This window comes from Dehalococcoides mccartyi 195 (assembly GCF_000011905.1).
GTDB lineage: Bacteria > Chloroflexota > Dehalococcoidia > Dehalococcoidales > Dehalococcoidaceae > Dehalococcoides > Dehalococcoides mccartyi.
In genome coordinates this window covers 1-12,385 of record NC_002936.3, presented here as the reverse complement: position 1 = coordinate 12,385, position 12,385 = coordinate 1, and the positions used below count along the sequence as shown (strand labels likewise).

The 12,385-nt window shown below is 50.8% G+C and carries 9 protein-coding genes; 4 read left to right on the top strand and 5 right to left on the bottom strand.

What is annotated here, in order from left to right; translation table 11 throughout:
• Window positions 1-65: 65 nt before the first annotated feature.
• Entirely contained in the window at window positions 66-986 is a 921-nt protein-coding gene (locus DET_RS00045) for a branched-chain amino acid transaminase (protein WP_010935819.1), read from the top strand.
• A gap of 32 nt (window positions 987-1,018) precedes the next feature.
• A complete protein-coding gene (locus DET_RS00040) occupies window positions 1,019-1,645 on the top strand; it encodes a glycerol-3-phosphate acyltransferase (protein ID WP_010935818.1) in 627 nt (208 codons plus the stop codon).
• Here the strand turns inward: DET_RS00040 and DET_RS00035 are convergent.
• Both DET_RS00035 and hisS read right to left on the bottom strand, forming a co-directional pair.
• Window positions 1,642-2,805, bottom strand: coding sequence for a saccharopine dehydrogenase NADP-binding domain-containing protein (locus DET_RS00035; protein WP_010935817.1), 1,164 nt, complete (start codon window positions 2,803-2,805; stop codon window positions 1,642-1,644). The two genes, DET_RS00040 and DET_RS00035, sit on opposite strands and share 4 nt — an antisense overlap.
• Complete coding sequence (gene hisS / locus DET_RS00030; RefSeq protein ID WP_010935816.1) at window positions 2,802-4,058, bottom strand: histidine--tRNA ligase; 1,257 nt, start codon at window positions 4,056-4,058, stop codon at window positions 2,802-2,804. Before hisS ends, DET_RS00035 begins: the two co-directional genes overlap by 4 nt.
• A 128-nt stretch (window positions 4,059-4,186) precedes the next feature.
• On the opposite strand from hisS, the gene DET_RS00025 reads away from it, so the two are divergent.
• Both DET_RS00025 and gyrB read left to right on the top strand, forming a co-directional pair.
• Window positions 4,187-6,373 (top strand): RelA/SpoT family protein, encoded by a 2,187-nt coding sequence (locus DET_RS00025; protein WP_010935815.1) that lies wholly within the window; start codon window positions 4,187-4,189, stop codon window positions 6,371-6,373.
• A 203-nt stretch (window positions 6,374-6,576) separates the two neighbouring features.
• Complete coding sequence (gene gyrB, locus DET_RS00020) at window positions 6,577-8,505, top strand: DNA topoisomerase (ATP-hydrolyzing) subunit B (protein WP_010935814.1); 1,929 nt, start codon at window positions 6,577-6,579, stop codon at window positions 8,503-8,505.
• 80 nt (window positions 8,506-8,585) lie between these two features.
• On the opposite strand, the gene nadD is transcribed toward gyrB, so the two are convergent.
• From nadD to dnaA, 3 genes are all read right to left on the bottom strand, one after another.
• Window positions 8,586-9,200 (bottom strand): nicotinate-nucleotide adenylyltransferase, encoded by a 615-nt coding sequence (gene nadD / locus DET_RS00015; protein ID WP_010935813.1) that lies wholly within the window; start codon window positions 9,198-9,200, stop codon window positions 8,586-8,588.
• Window positions 9,188-10,462 (bottom strand): GTPase ObgE, encoded by a 1,275-nt coding sequence (obgE, locus tag DET_RS00010; RefSeq protein WP_010935812.1) that lies wholly within the window; start codon window positions 10,460-10,462, stop codon window positions 9,188-9,190. The genes nadD and obgE overlap by 13 nt, the downstream gene beginning before the upstream one ends.
• Window positions 10,463-10,787: 325 nt before the next feature.
• A complete protein-coding gene (gene dnaA, locus DET_RS00005) occupies window positions 10,788-12,125 on the bottom strand; it encodes a chromosomal replication initiator protein DnaA (protein WP_010935811.1) in 1,338 nt (445 codons plus the stop codon).
• Between the last annotated feature and the right edge of the window lie 260 nt (window positions 12,126-12,385).

The following is a 12,385-nucleotide window of genomic DNA, read 5'->3' as shown; positions in this document are numbered from 1 at the left end:
AAACCCGGCTTGTCCTTTAATACCGGGCGGACTATAATCTATTTTCAAAGAAAGGAGTCCGCAATATGGGAACGTCATATGCTTACTTTAAAAAACAGATAATACCGCTGGAGGATGCCAAGATAGGGGTAATGACCCACGCCCTGCACTACGGCACCGGGGTATTTGAAGGTATCCGCGGCAACTGGAATAATGAAAAGAAGCAGATGTACATTTTCCGCCTGAAGGAGCACTATACCCGGTTGCTGACCGGTGCTAAAGTGCTCAAGATGAACCTGCCCTACACTGTGGACGAGCTTTGCAAGATAACTATTGACCTTATAAAAAAGTGCGGCTTCAAAGAAGATATTTATATCCGCCCTTTAGCTTATAAAAGTTCCGAAACCTTCGGGGTCAGGCTGCACAATCTGGATTGTGATTTGCTGATTGTGGCCATACCCTGGGGCAGATATATAGACAAAGACACCTGCCACTGCTGTGTCTCCACCTGGCACCGCCCTGACGATAACGTCATGCCTCCCCAGCTGAAATCAACCGGCATTTACCTGAATAATGCCTTTACCAAGACCGAAGCCGTGGAAAACGGCTTTGACGAAGGTATTATGCTGACCCCTGATGGGCATGTCTCCGAAGGCAGCGGCGAAAACCTGTTTATAGTCCGCAAGGGCAAACTTATTACCCCGCCCATCTGTGACAGCATACTGGACGGCATTACCCGTAACTCTGTTATGGAGCTGGCCGAAAAAGAGCTGGGGCTGGAGGTGCTTGAAAGAAGCATTGACCGGGTGGAACTTTATATAGCGGAGGAATGTTTCCTTACCGGCACAGCCGCCCACCTGACCCCAGTTTCCGAGGTTGACCACCGCAAAGTGGGCAACGGCGAAATCGGGCCGGTAACCGCCAAACTGAAAGATTTGTATTTTGAAGCTATAAAGGGCAATATAGCCAAATATTCAAGCTGGTGTACCCCGGTTTATAATCTGTAAGTAACCATTAGGAGGGCACTGTGTATACCCTTATGTCACTCCTGATAGGATATTTTCTGGGTTCTATCCCCTCTGCTTATCTGGTCACCCGCCGCCTAACCGGGCGGGATATACGCCAGATGGGCGGGGGAAATATGGGGGGGCTAAATACCTTCCGCGAAGTAGGCGTGGGGGCAGGTGCGGCAGTAGTACTGATGGACCTGGCCAAAGGCGCTCTGGCAGTTTCGGTTGCCTATTACCTGCTTATCCAAAATGCCCAGTGGGTTATCCTGACCGGCTTTGCAGCGGTAATCGGCCATAACTGGCCTATCTGGCTGGATTTCAAGGGCGGCAAAGGTTTGGGACCAGCCTTCGGGGCAATGCTCTTCTTACTGCCTGTTTACGGTCTTCCCCAGCATCTGCTCATACTGGCACTTTTAGTTTTTATACCCTTAGCCATTACCCGAAACATAGCTTTAGCCACCGGAATTGCCCTGTTCAGCCTGCCTTTTTTAGTCTGGTATGGCAGCCATTCCGAATTTGCCACCCTGATATCCGTCCTGCTCTTTTTGATGATAGGCATAAAGTTCGTACTGGACAACAGGAAAAACCTGCGTGACCCGGCTAACCGCCGCAATCTGATAGTTGACCACTGGAAACGGCCGGATAAGAACAGTTAGTTTTCTATCCGGGGGCGTTCTGCCGGGGGCTTGTCTATCAGATGGGTTTGAAAACGGATAGTCATACCCATTTTTTCCATATCCGCCACCAGCCGCCTGGAATCTACCAGATGCCCCATATAATGCAGGCCGGAACGCCGGGCTGAACCGTCTATATACTGTTTCAAGCAGGCTACCAGGGGTATAGCCGTAAACATATATGAATCTTTATGGGAAAGCAGCATTTCCTGCCGCTCCCTTATCCCGCCCCTTTCGCCTCTGGCGGAAACCTTGATGGCCATACCATAAGGCTGGCTGTCAAAATTGCGCAGCCCCCAGACCAGCAGTCTGCCCAAAGAGCGTTTAGCCTCTTTGCCCAAAAAGCGAAGCCCAAGGTTCAAAAGGGGTATGCTTATCCAGTTGGTAAACCAGTTAAACCCGCCCAGATAAAAACCCAGCTCTTTGAGGGTGGGGTACATGCCGGGCAGCGGGCGCATTTCTTCAAGGGTCATAGGGCCGCAGGAAAAACGGCCGAAAGGCCCGAAATTAAAGGTGCGTGAAGTGCCGGGGCGAAACCAGCCCAAACGCTTCCAGTGATAATCCCGGTAAATATAGGGCTGGTAATCCGAAAGCTGGCGCATTACTTCGTTGGTGCGCTCTTCGGATATGGCTGATTTCCAGTTCTGGCAGATAATAGCCCCCACCGAAACCCTTTCCAGAGTGGTAAACCCTTGATGGCAAAAATGCACCAGGGCCGAAGGCAGTCCCGGCAGCGAGCCGGCCTCGGTAATAAAGCACAAATTAGCATTATTTATCTTCTGGGAAAGCAGCTTCAGCTGGTGAAGCTTGCGGTCTGAATACTGGATATCAATATAATCCACTTTAGCTTCCAAAGCGGCAAAGGCAATCTGGCGGGCATATTCGGGCGTATTGGAAGCCACCACCACTATGTCCATACCGCAGAAAGCCTCTTTCAGGCTCTGGGGGTCTTCCACATTTAGTTTTACCCCCTCTACCCGCTGGATGTTTTCCAGCTGGTTCAGCCCTTCGGCTACATACCTGGCTTTCTCCAGATTCCTGCCGCCCAGAAATATGCGGGCATCTGTCTCCTGAAGGAGGAGCATAGCTATACAGCTGCCGGCATTGCCGTAACCGCCAATAATTAGTATATTCTTTGTCATATCTGTTTTTTTATCTCACAAATCAGCTGGTCAAGGGGTATGGTTGCCTGACCGGCCTCTTTCATATTCCGGAGGACAGCACAGCCCTGTTTCAGTTCTTCTTCACCCAGTATCACCGCCCAGTCTGCACCCAGGCTGTTGGCCTGCCTGAGCTGAGCCTTAATACTCTTTTGGGCATATGTCTGGTATATACCTATACCCGCTTTACGCAGGTCTGATGCCAAAGCAATTGAAGCTAAAGAGGCGGCCTCTCCCATATAAGCCAGAAAAACCGAAGGGGAAGGCAAGGGAGGCGGGGTAATACCCTGCCGCTTCAGGTTTAAAATAATCCGCTCAATACCGGTAGCAAAACCTATGGCCGGGGTAGGCTCTCCGCCAAGCTGTTCTATCAGCCCGTCATAACGCCCTCCGCCGCCAATGGTACTCTGGGCACCCTCTATCCTGGGCTGGATTTCAAAAACAGTGCGGCTGTAGTAATCAAGACCCCTTACCAGACGGAAATTTTCATGGAAGGGCAAATCCACTACCGTCAGGCACTCCTTCAGGCGGTTATAGTGGGCAAGGCAGTCCGGGCAAAGGTAATCTGCGCTGCGGGGAGCATTTTCAGCCACGCACTGGCATTCCTCCCGCTTGCAGTCCAGCAAACGCAGGGTGTTTTTATCCAAACGGGTTTTACAGTCTGAACAAAGCTTTCCTTCATGCTGCCCGTAATAAGCTTTAAGGGCCGAAATATAGGCAGGGCGGCACTCACGGCAGCCTATGCTGTTTAACTCCAGCGAAAGGTCATTGATACCCAGCAGATTGTAAAAACGCCAGGCCATTTCTATAACTTCGGCATCCAGCGAAGCATCAGCCTCGCCAATAGCCTCAAAACCAAACTGGTGGTGCTGGCGGTAACGCCCGGCTTGGGGGCGGTCATAACGGAAAATAGAGCTAAGATAATAAAGCTTGACCGGCTTGGTGCGGGTCTGCATGCCATGCTCAAGGTAAGCCCGGCAAATGGGGGCAGTCCCTTCAGGACGCAAAGTCAGTTTGTCTCCGCCCCGGTCTTCAAAGGTATACATTTCCTTGGAGACAATGTCTGTCCCCTCGCCAACACTCCGCACAAACAGCCCGGCATCTTCAAAAACGGGTGTATCTGTCCGCTGGTAACCGTACAGGGCGGCTATCCGGGCGGCCTGCTGCCTGACAAAATGCCAGTAAGGCTGGTCTTCAGGCAGTATATCTTCTGTACCTCTGGGTGACTGGTACAAGCTATCTGTCTCCTTCAACTGTAAGTGGTCTCTATTATAGCCTTTAGTTAGGCATGACGCCAGATTTTGTACACACCGCTGCCAGTGCGCTATACTTTTAGTTATTAAACCAAGGGCGGTATTTCAAGATGGAATTCGCTGATCTTAAAGAAAAGGCCTCCAAATACCTTCCTCCGGAAAAACTGGTTTTTCTGGAGGAAGCCTATAACTATGCCGCCGCAGCCCACACCGGCCAGATGCGGAAATCCGGCGAACCCTTTATTGAACACCCCTTAAACGTGGCCATAACTCTGGCTGACCTCCAGCTGGACTCGGCCACCCTGGCGGCCGCTCTGCTCCATGACGTCCCCGAAGATGCCCATATCAGCCTGGAGCAGATAGAAAAAAAATTCGGGGCAGACGTAGCCAAACTGGTAGACGGGGTCACCAAGCTGAGCAAGCTGGCACTTGGCCCCGGCATAGAAGATGCCCGCCGCCCCGGCGGCAATGCCAGCCTGCGTCAGGCTGAAAACCTGCGTAAAATGCTGGTGGCCATGTCCGAAGATTTGCGGGTGGTCTTTATAAAACTGGCAGACCGCTTTCACAATATGCGCACCCTTCAGGCACTTTCGGCTGAAAAACGCCGCAGCATAGCCAAGGAAACTATGGAAATCTACGCCCCCCTTGCTCACCGCCTGGGCATATGGGAGCTGAAATGGCAGCTTGAAGACCTGGCCTTCCGTTACCTTGACCCCCGCCATTACCGCCAGGTAGCCAACCTAGTAGATTCAAAACTTGCCCAGCGCAAAAATTATATTGAACACGTCAGTGCCATTCTTCAGAGCGAATTTGAAAAAAACGGGCTGAAGGTGGAACTCTCCGGCCGCCCCAAACACCTTTACAGCATTTATCAGAAAATGGAAAAATATGCCTCCCAGGGCAAACAGTTTGAAGATATTTATGACGTACTCGCCCTGAGGGTGCTGGTAAATGACATACCGGACTGTTACCATGCCATAGGCATTGTCCACAGTTTGTGGCACCCCATACCGGGTGCGTTTGATGATTATATAGCCAACCCCAAACCGAACGGCTATCAGTCCCTGCATACCGCCGTTATGAGTTTAGGCACTACCCCGCTTGAGGTTCAGGTACGCACTTACCAGATGCACCATATTGCCGAATACGGTGTGGCCGCCCACTGGCGTTACAAAACCGCCGGTAAAGAAGACGTAAACTTTGAAGACCGTATCGGCTGGCTGAGACAGCTTATTGAGTGGCACCGTGATATGCGCGGCGCCGAAGAATTTCTGGAATCCGTCAAGACCGATATTTTCAACGACCAGGTCTTTGTCTTTACCCCCAAAGGCGAAATAAAAGATTTGGCCAAAGGGGCTACCCCCATAGATTTTGCTTACCGTATCCATACCGAACTGGGCAACCGCTGTATAGGTGCCAAAGCAAACGGGCGGCTGGTACCCCTGGATTACCAGCTGAAAAACGGTGAGGTAGTGGAAATAGTCACCACCAAAAAGGACCGCGGCCCCAGCCGTGACTGGCTGAATGCCAATATGGGTTATATAAAAACCCATCACGCCCGCGAAAAGATACTGGCCTGGTTCAAAAAACAGGAACGGACAGAAAACCTGGAACGCGGCCGGGAGCTGCTGGAAAAAGAGCTTAAGCATATCGGCATAAAAACAGTTGACCGTGAGGCTTTGGCCAAAGCCTTTAAATACGAAAATGCAGATGAATTTCTGGCAGCCATAGGCTACGGGGCGGTTTCAGTCCATCAGGTATCCATGAAACTCCTCAGCCAGCAGGAACAGCCCAGGGTTATCACCCCGACGGTTCAGACCGCCAAGCCCTCCTCCCAGAGCAGTGTTTCGGTGATGGGCACCGGTTCTCTTTTAACCAATATTGCCAAATGCTGCAACCCGGTACCCGGTGACGATATAATAGGTTATGTCACCCGTAACCGGGGTGTTACAGTACACCGTCAGGACTGCCACAATATTCTCCACGAGGAAGAGAAGGAGAGACTGGTGAGCGTAGACTGGGGTATACCCAAAGAAGAACTTTACCCGGCCTCTATCCGCATGCAGGCCTGGGACAGGGTGGGTCTGGTACGGGATATTTCCACCATGGTAGCCGAAGAAAAAATAAGTATCCTCTCCATGACCGTAACTGAAAATGACGATAAAACTACCACCCTTGCCATGACCGCCCAGATAAAAAGCCTTTCCCAGCTGACCAGGCTGATGGCCAAACTGGAGGGTATACGCGGCATCATAAGTATCAGCCGGGTGGGTGCGGACGGCTCAAGGTCCGGCTGATTTTGCCCTGCCTTCCAAAGCTGGGGTGTAGCTGATTTCTTTACCCGTTTAAGCCTGTGTGCTATAATTGGATATCTAATGAAAGCTTTTAGAGTATGTCAAAACCCTCCTCTGAAACCTCTCTTTTTTTGTCTCTTTTTAAAGAGCCTTGGTATTAAACTCCGCTCATTTGTATATTTTAAGCCGCAGGATGAAATGAAATTATGTTAGATGAAAATAAAGCCAAACCGGGTGCAAATGCCGAAAACTATAACGCCAGTGATATCCAGGTACTGGAAGGTCTGGCCGCTGTCCGCAAAAGACCGGGCATGTATATCGGCTCTACTGACCAGCGCGGTTTGCACCACCTGGTTTATGAAATTGTTTATAACAGCGTAGATGAAGCTATGGCCGGGGTATGTGACCGCATAAAGGTCATTATTTATAAAGACGGCAGCGTCAGCGTTGAAGACAACGGCCGCGGTATCCCGATAGATATTCACCCTGTGACCAAGATTTCCGCCCTGGAAACAGTTATGACCGTCCTGCATGCCGGTGCCAAATTCGGCGGCAAGACCTATCAGGTATCCGGCGGTCTGCACGGGGTGGGCGCTTCAGTAGTAAACGCTCTGGCCGAATGGACTACGGTCAAGGTCAGGCGTAACGGCAAAATCTACCAGCAAAGCTACCAGCGCGGCAAGCCCAGCACCCCGCTGGAAGAAGTGGGGGTATCAGACGGTTCCGGCACCACCACTATATTCAAGGCGGACTCGCAGATATTTTCCACTACGGAATATGATTTTGAAACCCTGACTGACCGCCTGCGGGAAATAGCCTACCTCAACAAAGGGCTTGAGGTTTATATTTATGACGAACAATCTGACCAGGAGCGGACGTATTATTTTGAGGGCGGCATCACCGGCTTTGTCCGCCATTTAAACCGCAACCGCGAGGTACGCCACCGCCAGCCCATTTATATAACCAAAAAATCAGACAGCACTATACTGGAAGTAGCTATCCAGTACAATGACGGCTACTCGGATTCCACCCTGACCTTTGCCAACTGTGTAAACACCATTGACGGCGGCACTCACCTTACCGGTTTCCGTTCCGCCCTGACCCGGGCTTTCAATGACTATGCCCACAAGTCAAAATTCCTTAAAGACACAGACCCCAACCTGATGGGTGATGACGTGCGCGAAGGCATAGTAGCCATTGTCAGCGTCAAACTGCCCGAACCCCAGTTTGAGGGACAGACCAAAGGCAAGCTGGGAAATATTGAAATAAAGAGTTTTGTGGAAAGTGCCGTTACCGAACAGCTTTCCCTGTATCTGGAAGAACACCCGGATGATACCAAACGTATTTTGGAAAAATGTATCACCGCCGCCAAGGCCCGTGAAGCCGCCCGCAAGGCCCGTGACCTGATTATCCGCAAGAGCGCTCTGGATACAGGCACCCTGCCGGGCAAGCTGGCTGACTGTTCGGAACGGGATGCTTCGCTGTGCGAACTCTTTCTGGTAGAGGGTGATTCGGCAGGCGGTTCAGCCAAACAGGGGCGTAACCGCCGCTTTCAGGCCATACTCCCGCTGCGGGGTAAAATTTTAAACGTAGAAAAGGCTTCACCGGACAAGATGCTGGCCCACGAGGAAATCAGGGCTATCATTACCGCTCTGGCAGCCGGCATAGATAATGACTTTGACCCCGCCAAACTGCGCTACAACCGTCTGGTACTCATGACAGATGCTGACGTGGACGGCTCACATATACGGACACTCCTTTTGACCTTTTTCTTCCGCCATATGCCCCGGCTTATTACCGAAAGCCACTTGTTTATTGCCCAGCCGCCTCTTTATAAGATAAAAATAGGCAGCAACGAACACTGGGTATACAACGATGCCGAAAAAGAGACCCTGCTTTCCCAAACCAAGAGCAACAAAGTGGATATCCAGCGCTATAAAGGTCTGGGTGAAATGAGTGCCGAGCAACTCTGGAAGACAACCATGGACCCGGCCAGCCGCACATTACTTGAAGTAAAAGTGGAAGATGCCGCCAAGGCAGACCAGATTTTTAACCTGCTGATGGGCGGTGAAGTGGCTCCCCGCAAGGCCTTTATCCAGTCCCATTCCAAAACAGTTAAGAATCTGGATATCTAAGGCTGAAATAAAGCCTTTGAAAACAGCTAAGGGGCGTCTTAAGACGCCCCTTATTTTTGTCTGACGTTAAAATAGCGGCTTTATTGCCTGTGGTACAAACCGTGCTCTTTGATGTAGGCAGCCACTGCCTCAGGCACCAGATGTTCCACGCCCTGTCCGTTTTCCAGCCTTTCCCTTACCAGAGACGAAGAGACATCTACCTCCGGCTTGGACAGCATAATAAGGCTCTGCTGCAAACCGGGCAGTTTGTCATCCAGTTCGTCCACATCAGGCTTTGCCTGCCCTATCCGGGGCACCGCCACCAGCTGGCAGAGCCGTATTATTTCCGAAGCCTTATGCCAGCGCGGCAAAGCCTCCAGATTATCCCAGCCCAATATAAAGTAAAGTTCGGTCTTTTCGGGCAGAATAAGCTTCAGGTCATTTAAGGTGTCTGCCGTATAGGTAGGGCCGCTTCTTTTTATTTCAATATCCATAACCCTGAAATAGGGCTTGCCGGATATAGCCAGTTTAACCATGTTCAGGCGGTCTGCAGCCGGGCTGATAGTCTTGTCCGCTTTGTAATATGGCTGGCCGGTGGGTATAAAAATAATCTCATCCAGCCCCAGCCTCTTTTTTACCTCTTCTGCCAGTATCAGGTGGCCGGTATGAATAGGGTCAAAAGTCCCCCCCAGTATGCCTGTTTTTAAAGATACCATTCCAGCCTGCCGGTTATAATCTTCTGGCCGATAACTGCCCCGGCCTTTATCAACGCCTGCTGGACATTCCGGTGTTTAAGAAGCACCATTATCTGCCGCCTGACCTCCAAATCTTCAATATCAGAGTGCTCAATAATCCGCTCAATTTCAGGTGCTTCCACCTGCCAGCCGTCTTCCAGGCGGGTTATATGGAAACCCATTTTGCCCTTGGGGGCAGGCCGGAATACCTTGATTTCCTGGTCAGTTTCTGTTTCAGGTGCATCTGCCGCTTTAAGAATAGCCAGCTTTTCAGCTACTTTATCCAAAAGCACCTCCACCCCTTCGCCCGTCAGAGCTGAAATAAAAAATACCTCCAGCCCGGCTTCTTTAAAAGTCTCGGTCAGCTCTTCACGTCTAAGCTGCACCAGTTCGTCATCTATTTTGTTTACCGCCACCACCTGGGGGCGTTCCGACAAAGAGGCGTCATAAAGGTACAGCTCGCTGTTGACCTTTATCATATCATCTATGGGGTTATCCGAAGTCCCGTCCAGCAAATGGATAACCATACGGGTACGGGAAATATGGCGTAAAAAGTCATGCCCCAGCCCCCTGCCCAGATGGGCGTCTTCAATAAGACCGGGTACTTCCGCCATAACAAATGTACCCTCTGTCCTTTCCACCACCCCCATTACCGGCGAAAGAGTAGTAAACGGGTAATTAGCCACCCTGGGTTTGGCCGCGGTAAGCAGTGAAAGCAGCGAAGATTTGCCCACATTCGGATAGCCGATAATAGCCACATCGGCAATCAGTTTCAGTTCCAGTATCAGCTCATATTCGCCGCCCGGCTGGCCTTTCTGAGCCAGCATGGGGGCCTGGTTGGTGGACGAAACAAAGTGGGTATTGCCCAGTCCGCCCTGCCCGCCGCGGGCTACCAGGGTACGGTCTCCGTCAGCGGCCAAATCAGCCAGAACCCGTTTCTGGCCGTTTTCTTCCACAATAGTAGCAACCGTACCCACCGGCACTTTTATCACCAGGTCAGCCCCGTTGTGGCCGGTACAGCGGCTGCCCATACCGTTCTCGCCGTTGGCCGCCTTATGCACCCGTTTATGTTTAAAATTTAAAAGGCTGTAAAGCCCGGAATCAGCTTCCAGATATACATTGCCCCCGTCCCCGCCGTCACCCCCGTCCGGCCCGCCGTAAGGCACAAATTTTTCGCGGCGGAAACTAACCTTGCCGCTGCCGCCGTCTCCGGACTTAATCCGTATTTCCACTCTGTCAAACATATAAAAACACCTTATCTAAAAAGTTATCTAATTCTTAAGTTGTCGAAATCCCATTAACTTTAACTGGTTTATTTTTAAGTATATCAGAAATACTAATAATAAGGCTTTACGAGTAAAAACTCTATTCCTGTCCTCCGGTCTTATTTTTAAAGCAAAGTATCTGCAAAGTTATCGAAAATTCAGCCCGGTTATCGAAAAATATAATAAAGTTATAGAAAGACTGTCTAAAAAGAATAGAAAAACCGGCAAAAGCACCCTGCTGGCAGAATGAAAATAAAGAAAAATATAAGGATAAGGAAAAGCGGTGCGGCGAAAAGGGCTAATATCAGCGGGAAAGGCGCTGCTGGGAAAGCTGGTTTTGAACCTCGGACATTTTCAGGCGCAGAAAGGCGCTGTTTTCCAACTCCAGCTGGATTTTATCGCAGGCGTGGCTGACGGTGGAAGCGCTTCTGCCCCCCAGGGACTGGCCTATTTCTACCAGTGAGGCGGAGTTTTGCTGCTTTAGCATAAACATGGCAAACTGACGGGCCAGAGCGGTATCTTTGTCACGGGCGGCACCCAAAAGTTCGGTTGCGGGTATTTGAAATACCTGGGATACCGCTGAAATTATATTACCGGGGCGGAGAGGGCTGTTTTCCCTGACCGGGCGTGAGCCGATATCCGACAGGGCTCTGGCGGCCAGGTCCGGGGTAATGGTAGCCCTTAGCAGGCGGGCATAGGCCAGCACCCGGTTAAGGCTGCCTTCCAGTTCGCGGATATTATGCTTTACTTCCTGAGCCAGGTACTCCAGGGTGTCCATATTAAGTTCGGTGCCGGACTGCTCAGCTTTAAGCTGCAAAAGCTCCAAGCGGGTTTTTTCATCCGGCGGTTCAATCTCAATCGTCAGCCCCCACTCAAAACGGGAACGCAGTCTTTCGGCCAGCTGGGGCAGTGACTTGGGGGGTGAATCTGCTGAAATGACTATCTGGCGGTTGGAGTTATGCAGGTCATTAAAGGTATGGAACAGGCATTCTTCGGTCTGCTCCTTGCCGCCGATAAACTGGACATCATCCAGCAGCAATAAATCTACATCCCGGTAACGGGCACGGAACTCTTCGGTTTGGCCGTTCCGGATAGATGATATAAAGTCAGTGGTAAACTGTTCCCCGCTGACATACAGGGCCTTGCGGCGGTTTAAGTTTGCTAGATGGCCGATAGCCTGTAAAAGATGGGTCTTGCCTAAACCGGCTGCCGCATAGATATAAAGCGGGTTGTAGCTCTTGCCGGGATTCTGGGTGGCGGCCAGCGAAGCGGCATGAGCCAGGCGGTTGCAGGAACCCACTATAAAGGATTCAAAGGTGTAACGGGGGTTAAAGGGTGAAACGGTTTTTTCTCTGGCTGTTTGGGGAGCGGCAGCCTGTACCTGAGCGGACTGGACAAGCTGGAAACCCAGCTCAACCGGGCTGTGGGTAATATTTATCAGGGTTTTTTCAATCAGCGAACGCTGATTGACCTCCAGATATTCGGCTACGAAAGTATTGGGAACACCTATAATAAACTCACTGCCGTCGTACTTAAGTCCGACAGTTTTGGCAAACCAGGTGCGGAAATTGGGCTTGTTTACCTGAAGTTCAATCTCCCCCAGGGCTGTTTCCCAAAGTTCTTGTGCAGGCCGAACAGACAAAAATATCCCTCCCAGTAATTAAACCGTATCTGAAATCAAGGGGGCAAGCACTCTGCCATGAAAATGATCCACCCCTTAAAGAATAAGTACCAATCTGTTAAAGACTAGATAAATAGTAACAATGGCGGTTGACAACAAGCAAGGTGCCTGTGGCAGGGATAGAAGGTCACTTGACACCCCCTTACTCTCCAAATCTCACTGGTATGTCTGTTTTTAGCCTCTTTCGGCCCTCATAGATGCATAAATTAAAATAAAGTTGT